Below are 21,346 nucleotides of genomic sequence, written 5' to 3' on the forward strand. Positions count from 1 at the left end.
GCATTCCCTCCCAAGAGAAATTGCACATGACGACACGCTTACCTTGCCGGTTCCGTCCGAAGCTGCTGCCGATGCTGCGCCAGCATCCGGTTCATCCTGCGAGCCATGTTATGCGCGGTATCTTTCATCATCGTTAATTCGGCGCGGATTTGTTGCGGCTCCATGTTCTTCAGCTTCTCCGGCACACGATGAAAGCGGAAGAAAGACGTATCCACGCCGTACTGTTTGCACAGGATGTAGGAAGCGCAGTATGCATGGAACGTAAAATCGGAGCGACTGTAACGTCCATCTCCGCGATCCAGCTCCGCATGCGCCAATTCCTGCGCAAGCGACCGGAAAATATCCCCGGCATCCAGGCCGCGGCGGATGACAATATTCCTCGTGTCCGGCTGGTAGAGCGCATGCATTTCCGGCGGGAGCGCATCGCCAATGACGATCGGGACGGGGGCGCGATCCAGCAGTGCTTTGATGCGCATCCGGTCGTCCGGGTAAGTCGGCTGTTCCCTCTTTTGGCTGGCCGTCGTTTGTGCGATGTCGAACATTTTTTTGGGGTTATAGCTAATGCCGGTGCTGCCGTCATCCCTCCGGTACTCCTCTCCCGGCTCTAAGATGTAAAAGCCGGTTTCCTTGCGGCGGATAAATACGCCTTGTTCTTTCCACGTATCGAAATCAGAGATGCGGGTCGCCTCCGGCCGCTGTGCGAGAATCAGAAGTGCATTGGATACGCTGTAGCGATCGAAACGGCTCTGCACATCCAGATAACGCTGAAACTCATCGCCGCTTTGCGCAATGGACGATGTCGCGGCATCAATCGTCTCGTAAGTCCATTGCCTAAGTTCCTGCTTTTTCTGTGCCCAGGTTTCCTTGTCAAAAGGTTGCTCAGACGGATTCGTGGATGATCGACTGGCTGCATCCTGACGGAATAAATCGTCCAGATTGTTCACTTGGCTTTCCCTCGCTTTCGAGATCCGTTGGATTTTCCCGTCTTCGCTTTATCGGCATTTCGCACGCTTCGTTTGGGCAGCGACGGTTCCTTGACGATCTGACGCCGTTCTTTCTCCGCCCTTCGATTTTCTTCACGAATCTCGCGCAGCAGTTCGCGAATCGATGGCCGTTGCTGCACTGTCTCGGCTTTCGGTTCAATCGTACCCCTTGCGGATGCTTCGCTGCGCCCGGAGGTAGGCTCGGACGGATGGGGCGGCTCCGTCGTCGCCATCGTGGGGTTTGTTTGAACGTGTGTCGGGAAAGTTGGCTGCTTTGATTTGTTCTCCTGCATCAATTCGTCCAAAAAATCGTCGGCTCTCTTTTCCGGAGTCGTTCCCTTGGACGCGATGTCTTGCTCCACCGTTCGCTGCTGGGTTTGATCCAATGCTTGCTCATGCCCTTGCTCGGACGCATGTTGAACGGGCTGTTTTCCGGCGCGGGATTTCTCAATTTCGCTTTTAATGCTGGCCGTATCCACGGTCGCCAGTTTGAAGCGTTCGACAATACGGTTGATTTTGGATGCGTCCTCGGCCCGCACCATCACATCGCACAAGCCATCGACATTCTTTTTGTCCCGCAGGGCACAGTACAAAACGCCGTATCGTTTGGCCTCCTTGCAGAAGGTAGGCAAGTCTTCGTTTTTGACGGCAAATACTTTCAATTCCTTGCCGCTGCGGAGCAAGCTTTCCAGACGAATGCTGCCCTTTGTCCGTTTCTGCCCCTGCAGGGCGGCAAACAAATAGACGGCCAGATGCTTAGCGCCTTCGCCGGAAATCTTGGCCATCACCTCGATGCCCCGAAGACTCATGTTGACGACCTGATCGGCCGCCTCGGCACCACTGCTCATGGATGGAATCCTCCCTTCGTAATGATTGATTTTTCCTGTCACCATGTAGTTTAGTCATCATTTCCCCGGATCGGGCCAGGATGCCCGCACACAGCTTCACCTCCTTTCGAAGCGCGGCAAGCCGCTTGGATAATACGGCTATCTGCTCTTTGCAAGCGTAGATCCGGCCTTCCTCCTTGCAGCGGCGAAGACGGTTGTACAGCGCTTTGCGCTCGCTGGAAAGTAGGCGCATCTCCTGTTGGGCAATGGATACATAGTCCAAAAGCTGCTCTTTGCTGGAGATACGGCGCTGGCAGAGTAGTTTGGTCTGAGCGGTAATAACCGCCAAGTGTCGCAAGTCTTCCCGTAATAAAAAAGGCGTCCTTCTCACGGACGCGCGAAAACGGGGCCACATGCCCATCTCATATAAATAGCGCAGGTACAATGCTTGTAAGCCGCTGAACTTCCTGCCGGATCGAAGCGTTCCTTTGCAAACGGCGCGCCTGCGTTGCGGCATTGGCAGAGGCTGTGTTTTACGGGGAATGCGATTTCGTAAAATCCGCTGTTTCAGAGCCTCTTCCGTATAGTCGTCTCCCAAGCTGCGCAAACGAACGAAACGTTCCTTACCCGGTGGACGCACTGCCATATGCTTCACGGTCGTCTTCACGTCATAGCCTTGCTTTTGCAAAGAGGCGATAAACTGGGTCCACGTCATGGATGCCGCAATCGCCTGATCCACATCGCTCCGAATCGTCCCCCTCCAAGTCGGCTTACCTTCCCGATCTGCTTTCCATTCTCCATAGTGTTTGGCCTTGCTCTGCTCGGGTTGCTCGATCACAGACAATGCATGTTCACGGCATAGCCGGTCGGATGTTCTTCTTAGAAGGGCGTAGGAGGCTTTGTTGTCGTAATACCGTTTGCCGTCCATAAAGGAGACGGAGTTTAGCACAAAGTGATTGTGCAAATGCTCCTTGTCCAGATGGGTCGATACCACGACTTCAAAACGATCGCCCCATAGCTCCTGTGCCAGCTTGACGCCGATGGTGTGCGCCATTTCCGGCGTCGTTTCACCGGGTGCAAACGCTTGGTAGCCGTGAAACGCGACGATGCCATCCATCTTTTGAAATTGACGCTTGGTGCGCTGCATTTGCTCATAAGCGGTGAGCGGATCGCAATTGATTCCGCTCACATAAAGATGCCTCTCTGTTTTGACATCCGAGGCTGCATATACGAGCGCCTGTTGCAAACCTTCATTCTCGATGCGCCCTAAATCCGTTTTGTCGGGATTGGAAGCATAGTCCAGCACGCGCTTGAGTCGATCGGTAACGTCCCAGATTGCAGTTGTCGCCATACGCATGCCCCCTTTACGGCAGATGTACGTTCAAATTCCCGCGCGGCTCGGTTCTAAGCTCCGGCGCTGTAACGGCCTGTTGAATCTGTTGGACGGCGCGGCGCAACTGATCGGCCTCCTGCTGAAAAGAAGCCCGATCCAGATAGCCTGTCGCATGCGCCTTCGCCGCCAGTTGGTTGAGATTGTTGCCAATAGCGTGAAGCTCTCGCATCATCGCATAATAATCCGGCGGCGGCAGCGGCTTCGGTATATACCCATTGATGAGCGCCCGGATGTACGCTTCCCGAGAAAGACCTGTTTGTTTCACTTCATTCATTAGACGAACATGTTCGCTTTCACTTAAACGAAGCAGAAACGAGATCGAACGTTTTCTCAACGAACAACCCCCTTTCAAAATCAACTATTCGAAGAAGTTTACGCCGCAATAAACAAGCGATCATGAAGGGTCTTAGGGGCGCAGGCCCCTAACAAGCGAATTTGGATATCCAAATTCAGTGCTTGCTGCAACACGAGACATTCGTCTCGTGTCGCCTTCAAAGCACCTGCCGGGAAAAAGAGAGGCCCCAAAAACACAAAAAAGACGCCGATCCGCTCAGCGTCTTCCGCAGAACTTTTTTGTTATCGCACCAACCAGCGGTAATCCTGGCGGCAGTCTACAATGAAATCGACATACACGATTTCATCCTGAATCTGATACAACACCAGATACCATTTATCTACGAACATTTTGTGGTACTTGTTTGACGGAATAAATTCCGCTTCCAGAAAAGGATAGCGTTCCGGCATTTGCGCCAAGGAACGTATCGCTTGCAGCAATTCGTTTTTCGTTTTCCGCGCCGCATCCGGACTTTTCTCCGCAAGAAATCGCACATGAACCGCCAGCATTTGGCGGGCGCGATCGGAGACGACGATCTTATAACGGGGCATCTTTTCCATGCTGAACCTCGTCAATAATGCCCTCCAGGTAAGCGTCCAGTTCGTCCGGCGTCACACCAGCACGGCCCGCCAAACGATCCTCTTGCACAGCGAGCAGTTCTTCGCGCAGCTTTAACATCTTCTCGCGACGGGAGAACGTCTCAATGTCCATCACGACGAGATCGCCTTCACCGTTCTTGGTCAGATAAACCGGTTCCCCGGACGATTTGCATAGATCGGCGATTTCATTATAGTTTTGCCGGATACTGGCGGAAGGTTTGATAATCATCTTGGTCACTCCTTGCATAGCTGTATATTGATTTTATTATACCTATTACATGCTATGCAATCAATGCGATTGCGCTTATCCCCAATCTATTCACATCTTATCCACATGCTGCGAAAATTTTCCGTAACCCAAAAGAAAAGACACCAACTGTTCAGCGTCTACCGCTATCGGGATGGTTCACCGCGTCTTCGTCGGAATTCCATCAATTCGTTGTTTACATCCTTTCCGAACTTAGGCGGCTCATCGGATATGAGAAGGGTGGGGGAGAGGAGCCTCTGTATCGTGGCTGCCGCCAATCGCCCCGGCTCATCATTATCCAGGTGCAGAACAAGTCGATTTACTTGGGGAAAGCACTTCAAGTAATGCGTTAGGGCAGACGGGGGAGTAGAGTCCTCCCCATTTGTCCTGGGCCTGTATATTCCGGCCAGCGACAGCTTATGCGCCTGCCGCCAATCCCGGCCGGCGAGATGTTCCAGCGTACAGTAGGATAAGAGATCAATAGCGCTCTCAAACAGATGCAGTTCCGTACTGTTTTTCGAGGCCGGAATGGAAAACGAATACCGCTTGTCGCTGCCAACGGCTTCCCCCATATAACGGGTGCTTGTCGTACCGCGTATCGCCGCATAGCGCGGCGTCCCTTCCTGGTCAAATCCGACGAATACCGCGTTGTGATAGCGTCGGCTTTCATACAAGCGCCCCGTTTCGAGACAGTAGTCGATCAACGTGCGATGGATACCACGTTTGCTGAGATAGGCCATGACGCGATGCGATGTATGATTCGGTTCGGGAAGCTCAAACCGCGCTGGAGATGAGCGTTGTTGCAAAGATTGCGAAAATGCAGGTGCGCTGCCTGGATGAACGCCTTCAATTTGCAGCACCGCATCGGGAAAAGACATGCCCCGCACTTTGATCAAATAGTCCAGCGCCGAGCGTCCGCCGATCCCCCTTGACCACCAGTACCATTTGCCGTTGGAAATTTTCAAGCTGTCGTGTGTCCGGGTGGTGTAGACATTGCGGGAGCATCGGACCAGTTCTGCCGGCTCGTGCATATGCAAATATGTGAGCAGGTCCAGTCTTTTGGCACGTTCGATCTGTTCCTTGTTTACATAGCTCATTGCCGCAGCTCCTTTTGGAAATCCAGGCAGCGTCCGATGGGTATATTGTTCATCGTGCCTTACCCCTCTTTTTGGGGTACGTATAAGCTCTGCCTTCCTTCAACTTCGTAACGCCTTTCTTTTTCATGAATGCGTCTAAATCGCCTTCATAAACTTGACTGGTCACCCCGTTTGAGTCGCGGATGTAATAATACGTGTCGCCAAATCCGTTTTTCTCTTTGGATATCAACTCCAACGATGGCACGGTTTCTCCCTCCTCGATCAAGCCGGTTCCGTAACCAAAAGGCGGCAAAATCGGACAAAAGCATCCGCCGCTTGGGCTGGCATACAACATGTTCATTCCTCCGGAAACGAGAAAAGGACCCCAAAACCGGAGTCCAATTCGTCATGTGATTTATAACTTTAACAAGTGAGCTATCTTCGACCTGTGAAATGCTCGCACCGATACCATGTTCTTTTCCGTAATGGTCAGCATGAAGTTCCCTTTCAGGGGGAGGAACGACGGTGTCAGGCCGTTATCGCTCACGGCCCACCACCCGCCGTTCGGGCGCTTCCGGTTCTTCGTCCGGAACGCTGTCCACGGCTTCGTTTTCCCGTTTGTCCATGTTCAGAAGGGCATTCAGCTCCGCAAGCCGCGCCGCTTTCATTTGCAGCTCCTGCTCCTTCTCGAAAGGAGCCTCGATTTGCTCTTTGGCCGTGACCATCTGCTGCCGCAAGGTGGCAAGCTGCTCGCGGGCATGTTCCAGCTTTGGAGGCAAGTCGGACAAGGCATTGTTGATGCGGCTTATGTTGCCGCCTGCATCCGCTCCGAGCGTCACCGTATGACCGAGCGCGCCGCGAAGCGTGACCTTGTACTCCTTATGGAAGCTGTCAAAGGACAGCCACAAGGAAAATCCCCGGTAGCTGCCGAATTCCTGCGGATCGGGCGATGTCATGCCTTTGCAAGCGTCCAGCAAAGCCGCGCCCGCTGCCGCCCTCTCCGAGTAGGTGTAATCTTTGATCGTCATGCCGGGAAATTTATCTGCCCCATCCGCCTCGGATGCCAGAGATCGTGTATACAAAGCAACGTCCTGTTCATAGCCGGCAATTCGTTCTTCGGTGGATTTGATCTGCTGCGGCAGCATTTTGAGCAGGCGGTCCTCCAGTGCGTAGCGCTGGCTCAAGTGGTTGGCTTTGAGCAGCTTCAATTTGGATACCTGAATGTCCAGGTCCATTTTCTCTTTGATGTACGGGTTGCCGGTCGCCAGCGCCTTGACTTCGGCATAGGAGAGCGCCGTCTCGTCGATATCCTCGGCGGAACGGACCGGCGACTTGCTGGTCATGATCTGCGAAATGAAGCGCTGCTTGTTCTCCAATGTCTGATAAAGGTACGCGTCGAACGTGTTCTCCGTCACATAGCGAAAAATATGCACTTCGCTGTTCTGGTTGCCTTGCCGGATAATGCGCCCGCTGCGCTGCTCCAGGTCCCTCGGACGCCAAGGGCAGTCGAGGTCGTGAAGGGCAATCAGCTTCGTTTGCACGTTCGTGCCCGCGCCCATTTTGAACGTCGATCCGAGCAGTATCCGAACCTGTCCGCTGCGTACTTTGGCGAACAGTTCCTTTTTCTTGACCTCGGTATTGGCGTCGTGAATATAGGCGATTTCGTCAGCCGGAACACCTTTCTCCATCAGCTTGCGCCGCAGCTCGTCGTAGACGTTGAAGGAGCCATCCTGTTTGGGGATAGACAAATCGCAAAACACCAACTGGGTCAACCGCTGCTCCTGATGTTCCTCCCAATACCGGTAAACATTGTCCGCGCAGGCGCTGACCTTGCTGCCTTCGTCGTCGGGAAGCATCGGATTCGCCAGCCGTTGATCGAGCGCCAGTTTGCGTCCGTCATTGGTGATCGTCAGCATATTGTCCTCGTGAGGCTCCACTTCCTTCGCCCGCACCCGTTCGGCGCGGCGGGCAAGATCCGCAACCATGTCGCGCTGAAAGTCACTCGGCGGCACGGCAACATTGTGGAAATGGGCTTTCGGTACGGGAAGCTGGAGCATGTCCGCCGTCTGGATGTCGGCCACTTCCTTGAACATATTCATCAGTTCCGGCAAATTGTAAAAACGGGCAAACCGGGTTTTCGCCCGATAGCCCGTTCCTTCCGGTGCAAGCTCGATCGCGGTGACGGTTTCCCCAAACGTCGAAGCCCACGCATCGAAATGCTGCAATCCCTGCCGCTTGAGCCGCTCGTATTGCAAATAGCGCTGCATCGTGTACATCTCGGTAATCGAGTTGGAGATCGGCGTACCCGTCGCAAAGATGATGCCCCGGCCTCCGGTCAGTTCGTCCAGATAGCGGCATTTGGCAAACATGTCCGACGACTTTTGCGCTTCGGTTTGCGACAGTCCGGCCACATTGCGCATTTTCGTATAAAGAAACAGGTTTTTGTACGAATCGGCTTCGTCCACGAAGAGTCGGTCTACGCCCAGTTCCTCGAAGGTCACGACATCATCCTTGCGGCTCGTGTCGTTCAGCTTCTCCAGCTTGGTTTGCAGCGTCTTTTTCGTTTTTTCAAGCTGCTTGATCGCATAGCGCTCGCCTCTGGCTTCCTTGAGTTCCCGGATGCCGCTTGTAATCTCCGAAATCTGCTCGTACAGTTGCTGCCGCTGCCGCTCCGTCGAAATCGGAATTTTTTCAAACTGCGAATGGCCGATGATGATCGCATCATAATCGCCGGTAGCGATCCGCGCGCAAAACGTTTTGCGGTTTTTCGTTTCAAAGTCCTTCTTTGTCGCCACCAAAATATTCGCCGACGGATATAGCTGCAAAAACTCCGCCGCCCACTGTTCGGTCAGATGGTTCGGAACGACCAGCATGCTCTTGTTGCACAGTCCCAAATGCTTGCTCTCCATCGCTGCGGCGGTCATCGCAAAGGTTTTTCCTGCGCCGACACAATGAGCGAAAAGGGAGTTGCCGCCGTACAGCGCCCGGGCAACCGCATTGACCTGGTGCCGGCGCAGCCGGATTTCCGGGTTCATCCCGGTGAATCGGATATGACTTCCGTCGTATTCGCGAGGACGGATGGCATTGAACCGGTCATTGTACAGCCTTGTCAGCCGTTCGCGCCGCTGCGGATCTTTCCATATCCAGTCGCGGAACGCTTCTTTCATCATCTCCTGCTTTTGCTGGGCGATGGCCGTTTCCTGTTTGTTCAGCACACGCTTTTCCACGCCATCCTCATACACGGTGTCAAATACGCGCACGTCCCGCAAATTCAGCGTATCTTCGAGAATTTTGTACGCATTGACGCGGTTGGTGCCGTACGTGACGTTCGCCTTGATATTGTTGCTGCGGTCATCGCTTTTGCCTTTGACGTTCCAGGCAGCCGTATATTCGGAATACATGACATTGATGTAGGTCTGGTACATCGGCGGCGTGTCCACCAGCTCAAACAGAAATTGCCGAATGTCTTCCGACGGCAGCCAGGTTGCGCCCAAGCGGACATCAATTTCGGAGGCGTCCAGGTCTTTCGGCTGCACCGCTTCAAGCGCTTTGACGTTTTCGCCGTAACGTTCGGCATCGTATGCGGCAAACTGTCTGGCCACACGCAGCTTCTCCCGCACATTGCCGGACAAGTACGCATCGGCGGTTTCGTAGATCGGCTTACCTTCCTCGTCCAGATTTTCGGGATTGGGGAAGATGACGCCGCGCAGCTCTTTTATCAGTTGTTCTTCCGTCCAACCGGTTAGCTGCGCCATATACGGCAGATCGACACGGGCTTTTGCGCCGATGGAGACGGCAAGCGCCTCCGAAGCGGTATCCACCTGTTCCACGCGGATGCGCTGCCGGATGGTGCGTTTGGTGAACATATCCGCCTTGCGCAGCAGCCGTCCTTCCTCGTCGATGATTTCCAGCGAGCAAAGAAGAAAGTAGGAACTGTCGTCCGAAAAAGCAAGGCTGTTGGCGCGGCTGTTGATCAGGCCGTATTGCGCCGTAAACCGGTCATACTGCGCATTCAGCTTGCGCTGTTGCTGCTCTATCATCTCATCGCTGTAGTCTTCGGTTTGGTACTCGATCAGCTCGCGCACGGTGTCCCGCAGCTGAATCATTCCCTTGATGCGGCCTGCGGCCGTAGCAGAAGTGTCCACGCGCCGCATTCGGCTGTTCTCCCGATAGTAGATTTGTCCATCCACCAGCGCAAAGCTGAAATTGCGGACAGACGGATCGGCAGGGAGGGAAGGGTCTTCTTCCTCCGGCTGGTCTTCCCGTTCCAGCTCCACCCATTCGGCATGGATGCCCGACAACGCCTCGCGCAGCAGCTCATCCAGATTGGCGTCCGGGAATGGCTTGCAGGACGTTTCCTGGCGGTTACCGTACATCCGGTCGTCAAAAACCATGGTGCCCAGCACCATATCGGGATGTTCCGCGAAATAACGATTCACCGGCACACCGTCCGCTGTCTCGGACAGGGATAGCCATGCTTCGGTTTGCTCGCTGACGGCGACCATGCGATCCCGTTTCTGCAAAAAGATGATGTCGGCGGTTACTTCGGTTCCGGCATTGGCCAGAAACGCATTGCTCGGCAGACGCACCGCTCCGAGCAGTTCGGCGCGTTCCGCAATATATTTGCGAACCGCCGGGTTCTGCTTGTCCATCGTGCCTTTGGACGTAATAAAGGCGATGATGCCGCCCGGACGCACTTTGTCCAATGTCTTGGCGAAAAAGTAATCATGGATGAGAAACTTGTGCTTGTCGTAACGTTTATCCGCCACGCCATAACCGCCGAACGGCACGTTCCCGATGGCGAGATCAAAGAAGCTGTCCGGCAAATTCGTCTGTTCGTAGCCGCTGACCGCAATCGACGCCTGCGGGTATAGCTGCCTGGCAATACGGCCGGTAATGCTGTCCAGTTCCACGCCAAACAGCCGCGAGCCTCGGATCGACTCCGGCACCAGTCCGAAGAAATTGCCGATGCCGCAGGACGGCTCCAAAATATTGCCGCTGCGAAAGCCCATCGATTCCAGACAGTCGTACATCGCCTTGATGACGGTCACAGACGTATAATGGGCATTCAGCGTTGACGCGCGGGCGGATGCATATTCCTCCGGCTCCAGCACATTTTTCAGTTCCGCATATTCGGCTGCCCACTGCGTGTTCGCTTCGTCAAACGCCTGCGGAATGCCCCCCCATCCAACATATCGAGCCAGTATCGCCTGCTCGTCCGCTGTCGCTTGCCGCTGCTCCTGTTCCAGCTTGTTCAGCAGCCGAATCGCTTCCATGTTCCATTTGAACTTCGTTTTTGCGCCGCCATGCCCCAGCTCATCATCCGTAATCCGGTAGTTGACAGCCGGGACAGACGGACGGGCTGGCGCGGTGCGGCCGGCCGCACCATCAGAGGAAAGGGAAGTGTCTGGCTGCGATACGGTCTCTGGCCCTTCCGTCACCGGCTTTTCCTCCGGTAAAACCGCATCTTCCGCCGTTTCCCATGCCGTTTCGTCAGTCCATTCCGATTCCTGCTCTCCGGTAATCAAATGATCGTTCAGCGGGTTTTCGCGCAGCATTCGCTCAAAATCCCGGCGATTTACCTCTTTGATGAAGAGCGGGAACTGACGGTCTTGCAGCACCACTGTTCGTTGCTCCAGCTGCACAATTTCATATTCGTCCGCACCGATCCAGACCGTGCTGCCCGCGTCATAACCGTAGCGCGCCCGTTCCCGATTCACAGGCGTGTGTTCCGGTTCCGCTTGCGCGTCCGGTCGGGAAAGCCCCGACGATGCATCCGGCTGCGGCACATCGGACCTGTCCAATTCCGCCGCTTGCAGCCGCAGCTTTTCCTCCTGTTCTTCCGCAAAGGCGGGCAATCGCTCGGCTTCCTTCCGGTTCAAGTAACGACCCGCTGCCAGCAGTTCGCCGATACGTTTCTGCACGTTCATCCACGGCAGCACCACCTGCGTATCCGGGTTCATGATCGAGCCGCGGGTCAGCGTGATGCCTTTGCTGTCATAATTCATGTGAATATCCGTGCCGATCAGCGCGGGAAGACGCCCGCCGGTCCCGTATTCCCGTTTCAGGAAATCGGCGTTCTCCTGTGCGGACAGCGACTGCTGGAAATGCAGCGCAATGCGATACTTGCCGTTCTCAAAACCGCTGCCGTTTTGCAAAATGGCGTCAATGACCGCTTGCGGCATGAAAAAAGCGGAGGCTTTTGCGTCCTCCGCTTGTTCCATCCACAGCGTCTGTTGCTCGATGGATGGTTCTGACTTTCGCGACAAGTCAAATTCGTTCAACAGCATCATGCTGGCGAGATGCCCGGCGATGACACCCCAATCGTAAAAGCTTTGCGCCGTGCGTTCCTCCGCCGTCCCTGTCCACAGATGCAAAACGTTGCGATACGGTTCAAATCCTGCTCGTACGCCTTCATCAAGCGTCAGTTCGGTGATGCCTGCCGGAAACAAACCGCGCACATACAACATGCGCTCGCGCTCATCCTCGTGAGCAAGGAAAAATGCTGTGATGTCCGACTTGCTCTCCCGCAGCGGCGCGGCTCGGAGCATGCCATTGATGATGGCATGGTCATGAAAAAACGGAAGACCTCGGTCCTCCGTTTCCCGATCAAACCATTTTAATGATAAATCAGTTCCGCCAGAATCAGTTCCTCCGCCTGCTGCTTCAGGTTGTTCATATGTCCCGTCCAGGCCAGCGGATCGCTCGCCTTGTCCGGTGCCGGGTTCAGCCGAAGCATCTCCTTCATCGTCCGGTCGATCTGCTCCCGCGCTGTCCGGTCGATGTCCGCCAGATGCCGGTTCAACTGCTCCGACAACATCAGATGGGCGTACATGCCCTTCCGCTCGGTTTTCAGGAACGTCTTGCGCATCATCCCGTACTTCCCGATGGTCGTCTCCGCTTCGCTCAGCGTCAGGTTGGGCAGCAGATAATCCCCTTGCGGCGAGTACGTCAGTTCCATGTTCATCCTTCCTTTCTTGTCGAGTAGCTTCATTGTGCGGCAAGGAATCGGGTCTTGCAAGGGTATGAAACGATTGCCCCTCATTTGCACGTTGTGCCTCCCGGCGCAACGCTCGAACGGTCGATTCCACTTCCCGCAGCATCATCTCGGACACATCGCTAATCGCTGCGCCCAAGTGAGACAGCGCAGGAAGCGTGTTGAAATACCCGATGCCGGACAAATCCTCGATGCTGATGTAATGTGCGGGATCGAGTCCGCAACGGGTCATCGCCGTGTAAGCGACGGCCGTTTCGGCCATTTGCTTGAACAGTAATTCCACATGTGGTATGTCCAGGTCTTCCAGCAAACTGTGTTCCCGCTCTTTCATCAACTCCGCCACATAATCGGCGCTGTTGTCATCCACCGCATTCCACGCAGCAGCGAGCAACGCAGCAGGCAGATCCGCACGTGGTTCCATCTCATCCGACGCGCCGAACGCATTTTCCAGCGTTTCGATGACATGAGCCGTATCGCTGTCCTGCAATCGCCAAAGCGACACCTGCGGCTGGCGTCTGCTCTGGGTATCCGATACGTCAAACACATGGCGCAGGCCCAAGTGGTTGCCCCGATCTTCGATCAGGGCAATCCCTTTCGCGCCGCGCTTCACCCAGCGATCCAGCCGTTTGTTCCAGACGTCAATCGGCGCGCAGGCCGTTGCGTCCGGACGTTGTGCGTAGATCAACAGTTGATCCTGAAACGGATATTTATAGTTCCAGGCCGCCGTCCGCAAAAAATCCGCCCAGCGGTCAGGGTGATTCGTCACCGTGCGAGCCGTGCTGGCAGCCAGTTCGACGATGCGCTGCAACTTGGCTGTCATGAGAGCACCTCCCTTACCGAAACGTGATTTGATTGGTCAGGCGAATGCCTTCCTCGGAATAACGAGCCGTAATCCGAATGAGTCCAATAAGTTGCAGTCGATGCAGATTTCGGCGGACAGTGGAAAGAGAGAGCCCCACCTCCGAAGCCAGCTTTTTGCCGGACAACAAGACGCAGCCATGCCGCCCGCCCGCGCGGTCCATCAGGTAGCTGTACAATAGCTTTGCTGCAGGAGGGACCTTCGCTTCGGCCAGCAGTTTATACCTGGTGAGATCGTTCATAGGCTTCCTCCTCAGCAGACGCTAACGCTCCGGCGACCGTTCCGACAAACGATCCGGCCGGATGTAGCAGTACAGATAGAAATTGTAGTCTCCCGCATGCGGGAAACAACGCAGGTAGTACCGATGGCGCTCTGTTTGAAAACAAAAGCCGTATACGCCGGAATGCCACGCCCCCGATAATCGGGCCTCCGGATGCGACAGGCAAAAACGGTGCATCTGGCTGCGGCTTTGAAGAAGTCCCTGCTCCGTCAATGCCCGCACAACCGCATCCAGTTCCGCCCGGAAAGCCGGCGTTTTTAGCGCTGGCAAATGCTCGAACCAGTTTGCCCAGAATGTCTCGCCGCTGCTGCCAAAATAACCGCGCAGGTGCCCGATGCAACCCCGTTCCGTATCCTTCTTTATCGAAGCGGAATAAAAATAGGCCGCGTCCTCCGACACGGCCGTTTGCAGTCTTTCCAGCATATTCTTTTCCTCCCGGCTGGTAGGTGTTCGCTCTAGGTTGCGACACACATAGAAGGGGAAAGTCCGATATCTGCCACAAGCCGACGGGAGGAAAGCGGCTGTTTTTTCCGCCCGCCAAATTCAGTAAATAGCAGTACACCAACTTGGCCGCAAGCGGAAGCGAGGCTCCGTCCAGCAGCCGATAACGAGTGAGATCGTTCATTGCGTCCTCCTATCGTTGCGTTTCCGTTTTTTTCTTCTGTGCGGCAGGCGTGGAAGGCGCTTGCTGTTGCTGCTCCACCAAGCGCTCCGGCCGGGCATAGCAGTACAAGTAAAAGTTGTAATCCCCGGCAAAGGGAAAGCAGCGCAAATAGTAGCGGTGATCCTGCGTTTGCATGCAAAACCCGTATACATCCGTGCTCCAAGCACCGCCGATGCGCGCCTCCGGGTGCTCGCTGCAAAATCGTAACATATGCTTGCGGCTTTTCAGCACCTTCTGATCGCCGATAGCTTGAAAGACCTTACCCAATTCTTCTTTAAAAGCAGTCGTTTCAAAGGGAGAGCGCCGGGGAAACCAGGTTACCCAGAACTCCTCGCCCGACCGCCCAAAATCGCCGCGCAGGTGGCCGATGCAGCCACGTTCGATCTCCTCTGCGGCAGAAGCGGAATAAAAATAAGCCGTATCCTCTGGCGCGGCACTTTGCAGCTTTTCCAACATGTCTATCCCTCCCGTCTGGTGAATTTAATGGGTGCCTCCCGTCCCAAAGTCGTCGTAGCTGGACAAATTGGCATGATAAAAGACGACGTCGCCGTCCAGCAGGGAGAACGTTGCCCCGTATGGATCGACGAAGCTGCGCTGAAACCCTTCCATCCGCCACTGATTGTCCAGCGGCGCGTTTTTGTATTGCAGATGCGGATGGTTCAAGTCTTGATTGCGGATCGTTTCGATGTTGAAATTGACGATGATGTACCCATCCTTCAGAAATACGGGCGCATGGTCGTCCAGCCGGTGCGTGCGGCCGTACTCCGCCAGATTGAAGCCTTTCGGCACCACGTACGGCGCGGCGGGCAAACTGTAGTCCCCCCGCCATCGCTGAACCGAAGCGTTGGCGCGGGCCGCATCGATGCCGGAGGGCACCTGCGTGCTTCCGACAAACGTCCGAAGCTGAGGCGGCAGCAGCATGATATCGTAGCCGCCCACATAGGTCGGCTTCTGCGCATCCTTTACATATTGATCGATAAACGTCTGCCTCGCTCCGGGCGAACCGTTCAGCGACCAAAGCGTTGCGGCGGTGCCGGTCAACTCCTGCTTCGGCACATTGCGCAGGCGAGCGTCGAGCGTCACATACCGTTTCTCCACATCGTCGCTGGAGCCAATACGAATAAACCGCTGACTGCCTGAATGATAGTAGAGATCGACTTCCTGCCTGTTCTTCCCCTTGCTGTCCACAAAATAAAACGTCGGTGTAATGAGGATGCCGTCGCCCGAGCCGAACATGTTGCCTTTCGTCATGACTTCGAATTTGACATGGTAACCCGTTTTGACCGCAACATTTTTCTTGCCGCTCTCCGGGTGACTGCCTTGCCGTACCGGCAGCACGTAAGGAGGGGTATTGCCGCGCGGTGCGCCGTCAATGCCTTTCGTGCCGACCCAGTAGGCGTTTCCTGTCGGCGTCGCGCTGCCCTTTTGGGTGCGGAACACCGATTCCCAGGCAAAATCGGCAATGTCGGTGATGCGGAAATCATAGAGACGTCCGATCACTTCCACTGGAACCACCTGCGCAGCCACATGGTTGGACAAGTCCAGATTGGCATTCATCTGGGACGTAAAGGAGGCCGGACTATTCTCGGCAAACGTCCGGAATAATACGTCGTAATAGCCTTCATCCACCCAAACGGGCAAATAGAAGGTCGTCTGTATCTGACCGACCGGGATGGATACCCACGTTTCCTTGGGGACAAACGTCGTGCGATCCGCTTTGTACACATCGAACGGAAACCAAATCTGTTTGTCCCTCACATACTTGGCATAATCCCGATTGCCGTAGCCCTTGATGTCCTTGTGCGGGCCGCTTGTCGGAATCGTTACGGTAAAGGGCCGGTCCAGAATGAGCGCAGCCCGACCGGCGGTTGGCTGCGTTTTCTGATTATGCGCCTGGTCGTCGGATACGGACGCCTGATTGACAACGGGCGTATGCACCGTCACCGGATTGATGCCGCCGATCGGAAAGCTCTTGTTTTCCCCGCCGCCAATGCCCTTGACCAGCGTATAAAAGATGGTGCCGGTGCTCGGTTGATTCGCTTTGTTTGTTTTGAAAGCGTCAATGAGATAACCTTTGCCGTACAGCACATCTTGCCCAATCATCGGCGGGGCCGGTATCGCCCCCGGCGTCGGCGCTTTTTCCTCAACGATTCGGTTGTCCATGATTGTATTTCCGTTAAAAACGAACGAGTCGTTTTTTACCTTGATCTTGCCAATAGCTCTCTCGGCCTCGTTTGTCCAGTCCTCGTTCGGTACGGAAGGCCGGCTGGAACCGCCGGAAATCGTTTGTCCGGGCAGCGTCACATTCGAATAGACCGGATCGGTCATATGCGCGCTGAGCGACGCATCATGCGCAGCGGAAACGGTTGGCGGCGTATAGCCATTCGGCTCCAGCGTAACTGTTCCCGAAGGAAGCGCATAATTGGAGACCGTCGCCTTTTGAATGCCGTACACTTCGAGATTTTGAATCGTCCAGAAGCTGTACTTGCGTTCAATCGAATAGTTTTTGGTGACCGTCTGTGTATCTGAACGCGGAACGGTAATGGTGGTCGGATTCCCGTCCGCATCGGGCGGGCCGGATCGCGTCTCCGTCCAGGTGAGGGTATATGTTTTACTCACCTGAATCGGGTATTGCTTCGTGCCGGTCGTTTCCGTGAACGTGTTGCGATACAAGTACGATTTGGCCAAAGCGTTCACATACAGGTTCTCTGAAGTCGGAATGCCTTGCAGCACATCAAATTTTTCTGCGCCGCGCGCATCCGCCTGAATGACAGCAGAAGCGCTTGGCTCCATCGCTTCGGCCTGCTGGGAAGCGCCGGGCTGCGGTTTTCCGTCGCCGTCGCCTTTGCGTACCGTATGATCGGATGTCGAGTCCCCCGTATTGCCGTCCACATCCTTCACAACGACGGTGATTTGCACGCTCACTTTGTCGCCGGACGTGAACGGGATTTTGATCGGAATCGTTTTACTCGTTGACGTGCCGGAGAGGTTTCCGGTTTTGTCGCCCGTTTGAACGAGCCTGGCATTTCGAATATCCGTGATTTCGTATGACTGCAAATTTTTTAACGACTTGACTTCAAAAACAAAATTCCCGTCCACTTCGGTCACGTTTTGGTCGACCGTTTCCGGCGCTTCAATCCGGGACGCGACCGTTACCGAGGAGGGAATTTTGTAAATGCCGATAAAGTTGGAGCCGCCCGATCCCACCAGAATGGAGCGCTCTTTGAGCTTGGGGTCGCCTTTTTCCTGAATGAACAGCTTCTCGTCGGGTTTGTTATTGTTCGTAATGTAAGAGCGGATGATTTCATACGTCTGACCGCCGGAAGTGATTTGTCCTTCGAACGTATGGTTCGCTTCCTCGCCGGTTGCGAAAACGCCTTTGTCCACTTCTTTGAGTTTGGTGCCGTCTTCTTTTTGATAGATGGCCTTCACCGGATTGTTCTCCGCATATTCGGCAACCGCGTCCGTTCCGCCCAGATGCACCGTAAAGCTTCGCGTTCGCACCTTCGGATTGGTTTCCGGGTCTTCTTGCAGCCAGTCTTTCCGCGTCGGGTCCTGCTTGGGCGATAAATAGGAACGAACGATCGTATACGTTTTTCCGTTGTCCTCAATCGTTTCGGGAAATTCATGATTGATCGTTTCCCCGACTTTGTACTCGCCCTTTAGAAATGTAACTTCCGGTCTTTGAATGACTATGCCGTCTACGGTTTTTGCAATGACATCGACGGGAAATTCCGCGCTTCGATAGGGTACATGAATGCCGAAATAATCGTCCAAGTCGTCCGGGTGCGCCCAAGGTTCGGCTCTCTTGATCTCATCTAACGTATAAAAGGGCCCTTTGCGCACGTTGCCGTTTCCGTCGATGGACACCATGATGGCATACAAATATAAGTCGTCGTTGTCTTTGATGTCGCCCATGCCCGCGTTCCACATGCCTTCCGTGACAAGCGCCTCGCTGATTTCATAAAATGTCGTTAAAGGCGCTCCGGGGATCGGCGGATTCGGGTCTTGACCTACCTGCCGCACTTGCTGGTCCAAAAAAGAAGCATGTTGGCCGTTTCGAGGATCGCCACACTGCTTGGGCGTAGTATTCGTACATAGTTGGTCCCGTCGCACCGTCCATCCCACGGTTCTGTATCTGATGGACGATGTTGCAGCCGTGCTGGTGATCTCAAAACGAATTTTCCCTGACTCCGTATAAACATTCGGAGTTTCGGCAAAGACTTGTCTCGGTAGCAATGGCAATAAAAAAAGGCATGCCATCGTAAGGCATACCCACTTTGTAACGATGCTTTTAATCATATTATTCAACCTTCCTGATCAGTTGGTTGTAGAATAAACTTGCGGTGGCCACCTTCAACGTGCTGCCCCAGTCTCCCCCAATATTTGTTCCTAACGCAATGTCGGCGTAACCTTCATACCATACATTTTTTTCAAGAGGAGTATCGTTGGGCACCCATGTGCCTTTCTCATACTTCAAATCATTGGGAAACCATGTATCATAAATCAAGTCCTTGCGCTCTGAATAGGATACGAATTTAATCCTGAATTTGGACCTTACATAATTTTTACCAAAACCGTCACGGTAAATCATCGACGGTTCCGGATCAAGATAACCTTTGACTTGAATTTTGTTCTCCTTTACCCAATCCACATAACGACGAATATACTTTAGTTCGGCATTGGAATTTTGCATTTTTGTAGCGAATAAAGCCTGCGCCCACGAATCGTCGATCGTGTTGTAATCCACATTCAGCCACAACGCGCCGAACGTTTTCAGCCGGTTCATCCATATATCCACGTTTTTCTTATTGAATTCCGGTATGGTCGAATAGAGCACCGAAGAAACCTTGCTGTCCGTAGGATGCGAGTAGGGATAGGCCATTTCATAGGCTTCATTCGGCACATCGGCCAGAATGTACGGGTAATCTTTCGCGTTCTTCGGCAAATGGGTTGTGCGAATCAGGCGGCCCCATTCATCGTACTTTGCATTGGCGTCTTCTTGTATGGAAATAAATACGGTCGATGTCGGGCTATCCCAATTCACTTTCGCCCCCAGCGCTTCGCTGACAAAACGCAGCGGGACAAACGTCCGGCCGCCGCTGGTGATCGCCTTCGAATCGAAGACCACTTCTTTACCGTTGACGAGCGCCGTGCTATCGCCGATCGTAAGCACAATATGCAGGTCGTCCCGCTCAATCGGAACGGTCATGGTTTTGGGCTCCCATCCAACTTTCGCGCCCATCTGTTCCGCGATGAATCGAACCGGCACGAGCGTCCGGTTGTTTTCATCGACAAATGCTTGCGCATCGGGAAACCAGATTTTTTGTCCGTCCATGACGACGCCGACAAAGGACGGAGAGTTGCTCGCCGCGCTTGCCGTTACGGTGAACGGGCTGCAAATCATCGCGGCGACAAGTCCTGCAATTACCCATTTTCTCACGCCATTCGCTCCTCTCTTAATAGGGGTCATGACAAGTTTGGAAGATTTCTACTGTCAGGTTCATCATAGAGCCGATCTGACGGCGTGTCCACTTTCCGAAATCACCGCCGTCTCGTTAAGATGGCGGGACCGGACAGTCCAGCGGCATATAGCCTTTTTGCGCGGCCGCTTGTTCGCTGGAAAACGTCTCTTCCACCGGATAAGCAAAGCCGCATGTGCTGCGATAATACACCTTCATGCTTCCTTTCCTGGCCCCGACAATCTCCGGCTTCTTGAGCACGCGGCTTCCGCCGAGCGCATAATGGTTGTAAAACTTGCCTCCCATCGGAATGCCTTGGATAAAGGCAAGCACCCCGACATCATTCACGGTATTGTGCCATTCCTCCTGCGAAATGGTCGGCAGCATGAAGGTGTAAGAAAAGCCGTATCGGGAAACCGATTCGTTGTGTTTATTGATCCGGTAGGCGAGTTCGTCTTCAATTGCGCGGACGATGGTGCTCCGGCGCACCTGCTCAAATCGCTCCGCATCCTTTAATAGCGCAATATTCGTCTGCTGCCCGACGTCGGCCCGCAAGCCTTCGTGCCAGCTCCGGCTGCCCGCATCGTAAGCGAGGACGAAATCGTCCAGCGTGAACGAAAGGCTGTTACCCGATGAATCGGCGTAGGCATACGGCCTCTTTGCTCCCCAAACCGGTTTTCGTTCCGTGCTCCCGTCGGCTCCCGTCCACTCCTCCTCGGCATAGACGTAGAAACCGTCGTAACCAATCACCGCAATAGCCGGGATATACCGATTGAGTACGCCTTGCGCAACGGGATCGTCGGCAATGCCGAAGCTTGCGTACAGCGTCCGATAAAAAGCGGCAATCGCTTCGTCCTTGTTCAGCGCCACCCGCTTGGCCGATTCGTATTGCGTCTCCCGCTGCTGATTCGCATTGACGGTCAACATCCGCGCTGCGTCATCCACCGCCGCATCCAGCGCGGTGTTATAGCGCAGCTCGGAGAGTAGCGCCTTCCGCTGCGTTTCGACTTCAATCCGGTTCACGGTCGCAAACGGCAGGAAAATGAGCGCCCCGACAATGGCCCATTCAATCAGCCTCATTGCGCACCACCCCGCCGTAAGGAATGAAGATTTTTTCGTTCGGACTGATGGCCTGGTTCAGGAAATCGAACAGGATCGTGCCGGGAGTCCGGTTCGTATTTTTAACCGTGACCGCAAATGTATCGCCGACCCGCAGTTTGTAGCGTCTCGCCGGATCGTCTTTTGCGGCCGCGCTGTTCGGGAACAGCACAGGCAAAATCTGCGCGTTGTAAAATAGGTCGTAGTGCACTTCGTAGCTGCCCCGAAACGTATCCGGCCTTGTCGGGTCGTCGTAAACCGGCACGTACTTTTTGCTTCCGTGTTCCATTTGCACATCGAAGGTGTTGCCCGTTGCCGCAATCGCCTCCATAAAGTCCGTATACATGCTCGGCGACACAAAGCCCTTGTCCCGCACTGCATCCACAAACGTTGTCGTCGCTTTCAGGACGACCAGTTCCGAAATATCGTCCTGCTGGTCGAAGGCTGCGGAAATGGGGTAGAGGTAGAGCAAAAGAACGGCAATGAGCGCCGCGAAAACTTTCGAGATACTGTTCATGGCATTCTCC

18 protein-coding genes are annotated in these 21,346 nt (G+C 54.4%); 1 reads left to right on the top strand and 17 read right to left on the bottom strand.

Features of this window, described 5'->3' with window-relative positions; genetic code table 11:
* Nucleotides 1-38 precede the first annotated feature (38 nt).
* The 10 genes from ABEA66_RS27515 to ABEA66_RS27560 all read right to left on the bottom strand — a co-directional run bounded on the left by ABEA66_RS27515 (nucleotide 39) and on the right by ABEA66_RS27560 (nucleotide 12,504).
* Nucleotides 39-944: a hypothetical protein gene (locus ABEA66_RS27515; protein WP_148456375.1), complete on the bottom strand. Its 906-nt coding sequence runs from the start codon at nucleotides 942-944 to the stop codon at nucleotides 39-41.
* Nucleotides 941-1,831 carry a PcfB family protein gene (locus tag ABEA66_RS27520; protein ID WP_127486757.1) on the bottom strand — a complete coding sequence of 297 codons (891 nt, stop codon included), beginning with the start codon at nucleotides 1,829-1,831 and terminating at the stop codon, nucleotides 941-943. Before ABEA66_RS27520 ends, ABEA66_RS27515 begins: the two co-directional genes overlap by 4 nt.
* On the bottom strand, nucleotides 1,740-3,161 hold the full coding sequence (locus tag ABEA66_RS27525) for a relaxase/mobilization nuclease domain-containing protein (RefSeq protein ID WP_127486755.1): 1,422 nt from the start codon (nucleotides 3,159-3,161) through the stop codon (nucleotides 1,740-1,742). The genes ABEA66_RS27520 and ABEA66_RS27525 overlap by 92 nt, the downstream gene beginning before the upstream one ends.
* Before the next feature lie 13 nt (nucleotides 3,162-3,174).
* Nucleotides 3,175-3,537 carry a plasmid mobilization protein gene (locus ABEA66_RS27530; RefSeq protein ID WP_246578851.1) on the bottom strand — a complete coding sequence of 121 codons (363 nt, stop codon included), beginning with the start codon at nucleotides 3,535-3,537 and terminating at the stop codon, nucleotides 3,175-3,177.
* Between the two features lie 242 nt (nucleotides 3,538-3,779).
* Complete coding sequence (locus ABEA66_RS27535; RefSeq protein WP_127486750.1) at nucleotides 3,780-4,097, bottom strand: type II toxin-antitoxin system RelE/ParE family toxin; 318 nt, start codon at nucleotides 4,095-4,097, stop codon at nucleotides 3,780-3,782.
* Nucleotides 4,075-4,365, bottom strand: a complete 291-nt coding sequence (locus ABEA66_RS27540) for a type II toxin-antitoxin system Phd/YefM family antitoxin (protein WP_127486748.1) — start codon at nucleotides 4,363-4,365, stop codon at nucleotides 4,075-4,077. The genes ABEA66_RS27535 and ABEA66_RS27540 overlap by 23 nt, the downstream gene beginning before the upstream one ends.
* Nucleotides 4,366-4,529: 164 nt before the next feature.
* Nucleotides 4,530-5,480 carry a DUF3991 and TOPRIM domain-containing protein gene (locus ABEA66_RS27545; protein WP_080835123.1) on the bottom strand — a complete coding sequence of 317 codons (951 nt, stop codon included), beginning with the start codon at nucleotides 5,478-5,480 and terminating at the stop codon, nucleotides 4,530-4,532.
* Nucleotides 5,481-5,529: 49 nt separating this feature from the next.
* Nucleotides 5,530-5,814, bottom strand: coding sequence for a hypothetical protein (locus tag ABEA66_RS27550; protein WP_212962112.1), 285 nt, complete (start codon nucleotides 5,812-5,814; stop codon nucleotides 5,530-5,532).
* A gap of 181 nt (nucleotides 5,815-5,995) precedes the next feature.
* Nucleotides 5,996-12,010 carry a helicase-related protein gene (locus tag ABEA66_RS27555; protein ID WP_425571509.1) on the bottom strand — a complete coding sequence of 2,005 codons (6,015 nt, stop codon included), beginning with the start codon at nucleotides 12,008-12,010 and terminating at the stop codon, nucleotides 5,996-5,998.
* Nucleotides 12,011-12,078: 68 nt separating this feature from the next.
* Nucleotides 12,079-12,504: a TnpV protein gene (locus tag ABEA66_RS27560; RefSeq protein WP_306421801.1), complete on the bottom strand. Its 426-nt coding sequence runs from the start codon at nucleotides 12,502-12,504 to the stop codon at nucleotides 12,079-12,081.
* A gap of 235 nt (nucleotides 12,505-12,739) precedes the next feature.
* Here ABEA66_RS27560 and ABEA66_RS27565 point away from each other — a divergent pair, with 235 nt between their 5' ends.
* On the top strand, nucleotides 12,740-13,303 hold the full coding sequence (locus tag ABEA66_RS27565) for a hypothetical protein (protein WP_246578853.1): 564 nt from the start codon (nucleotides 12,740-12,742) through the stop codon (nucleotides 13,301-13,303).
* Here the strand turns inward: ABEA66_RS27565 and ABEA66_RS27570 are convergent.
* From ABEA66_RS27570 to ABEA66_RS27600, 7 genes are all read right to left on the bottom strand, one after another.
* On the bottom strand, nucleotides 13,290-13,556 hold the full coding sequence (locus tag ABEA66_RS27570) for a helix-turn-helix domain-containing protein (RefSeq protein ID WP_144933645.1): 267 nt from the start codon (nucleotides 13,554-13,556) through the stop codon (nucleotides 13,290-13,292). The two genes, ABEA66_RS27565 and ABEA66_RS27570, sit on opposite strands and share 14 nt — an antisense overlap.
* Before the next feature lie 21 nt (nucleotides 13,557-13,577).
* Nucleotides 13,578-14,018: a hypothetical protein gene (locus ABEA66_RS27575; RefSeq protein ID WP_080835134.1), complete on the bottom strand. Its 441-nt coding sequence runs from the start codon at nucleotides 14,016-14,018 to the stop codon at nucleotides 13,578-13,580.
* A 211-nt stretch (nucleotides 14,019-14,229) separates the two neighbouring features.
* On the bottom strand, nucleotides 14,230-14,715 hold the full coding sequence (locus ABEA66_RS27580) for a hypothetical protein (RefSeq protein ID WP_080835137.1): 486 nt from the start codon (nucleotides 14,713-14,715) through the stop codon (nucleotides 14,230-14,232).
* A gap of 24 nt (nucleotides 14,716-14,739) precedes the next feature.
* Entirely contained in the window at nucleotides 14,740-18,177 is a 3,438-nt protein-coding gene (locus ABEA66_RS27585) for a DUF5704 domain-containing protein (protein ID WP_377741176.1), read from the bottom strand.
* A gap of 385 nt (nucleotides 18,178-18,562) precedes the next feature.
* A complete protein-coding gene (locus ABEA66_RS27590) occupies nucleotides 18,563-19,702 on the bottom strand; it encodes a copper amine oxidase N-terminal domain-containing protein (RefSeq protein WP_302879972.1) in 1,140 nt (379 codons plus the stop codon).
* Between the two features lie 115 nt (nucleotides 19,703-19,817).
* The gene (locus tag ABEA66_RS27595; RefSeq protein WP_283858643.1) at nucleotides 19,818-20,801 is read right to left on the bottom strand and encodes a hypothetical protein; all 984 of its coding nucleotides are present in this window, start codon (nucleotides 20,799-20,801) and stop codon (nucleotides 19,818-19,820) included.
* A complete protein-coding gene (locus ABEA66_RS27600; protein ID WP_036623510.1) occupies nucleotides 20,788-21,336 on the bottom strand; it encodes a hypothetical protein in 549 nt (182 codons plus the stop codon). Before ABEA66_RS27600 ends, ABEA66_RS27595 begins: the two co-directional genes overlap by 14 nt.
* Between the last annotated feature and the right edge of the window lie 10 nt (nucleotides 21,337-21,346).

The sequence above is a fragment of the Paenibacillus vulneris genome (assembly GCF_039543185.1).
Classification (GTDB): domain Bacteria; phylum Bacillota; class Bacilli; order Paenibacillales; family NBRC-103111; genus Paenibacillus_S; species Paenibacillus_S vulneris.

Excerpts from the sequence above, each read along its gene's own strand:
- ABEA66_RS27520 (WP_127486757.1), bottom strand. The coding sequence starts at position 1,831 with ATGAGCAGTGGTGCCGAGGCGGCCGATCAGGTCGTCAACATGAGTCTT.
- ABEA66_RS27525 (WP_127486755.1), bottom strand. The coding sequence starts at position 3,161 with ATGGCGACAACTGCAATCTGGGACGTTACCGATCGACTCAAGCGCGTG.
- ABEA66_RS27535 (WP_127486750.1), bottom strand. The coding sequence starts at position 4,097 with ATGGAAAAGATGCCCCGTTATAAGATCGTCGTCTCCGATCGCGCCCGC.
- ABEA66_RS27540 (WP_127486748.1), bottom strand. The coding sequence starts at position 4,365 with ATGATTATCAAACCTTCCGCCAGTATCCGGCAAAACTATAATGAAATC.
- ABEA66_RS27545 (WP_080835123.1), bottom strand. The coding sequence starts at position 5,480 with ATGAGCTATGTAAACAAGGAACAGATCGAACGTGCCAAAAGACTGGAC.
- ABEA66_RS27550 (WP_212962112.1), bottom strand. The coding sequence starts at position 5,814 with ATGTTGTATGCCAGCCCAAGCGGCGGATGCTTTTGTCCGATTTTGCCG.
- ABEA66_RS27555 (WP_425571509.1), bottom strand. The coding sequence starts at position 12,010 with ATGCTCCGAGCCGCGCCGCTGCGGGAGAGCAAGTCGGACATCACAGCA.
- ABEA66_RS27560 (WP_306421801.1), bottom strand. The coding sequence starts at position 12,504 with ATGAGGGGCAATCGTTTCATACCCTTGCAAGACCCGATTCCTTGCCGC.
- ABEA66_RS27565 (WP_246578853.1), top strand. The coding sequence starts at position 12,740 with ATGTGGTATGTCCAGGTCTTCCAGCAAACTGTGTTCCCGCTCTTTCAT.
- ABEA66_RS27570 (WP_144933645.1), bottom strand. The coding sequence starts at position 13,556 with ATGAACGATCTCACCAGGTATAAACTGCTGGCCGAAGCGAAGGTCCCT.
- ABEA66_RS27575 (WP_080835134.1), bottom strand. The coding sequence starts at position 14,018 with ATGCTGGAAAGACTGCAAACGGCCGTGTCGGAGGACGCGGCCTATTTT.
- ABEA66_RS27580 (WP_080835137.1), bottom strand. The coding sequence starts at position 14,715 with ATGTTGGAAAAGCTGCAAAGTGCCGCGCCAGAGGATACGGCTTATTTT.
- ABEA66_RS27585 (WP_377741176.1), bottom strand. The coding sequence starts at position 18,177 with ATGGGCGACATCAAAGACAACGACGACTTATATTTGTATGCCATCATG.
- ABEA66_RS27595 (WP_283858643.1), bottom strand. The coding sequence starts at position 20,801 with ATGAGGCTGATTGAATGGGCCATTGTCGGGGCGCTCATTTTCCTGCCG.
- ABEA66_RS27600 (WP_036623510.1), bottom strand. The coding sequence starts at position 21,336 with ATGAACAGTATCTCGAAAGTTTTCGCGGCGCTCATTGCCGTTCTTTTG.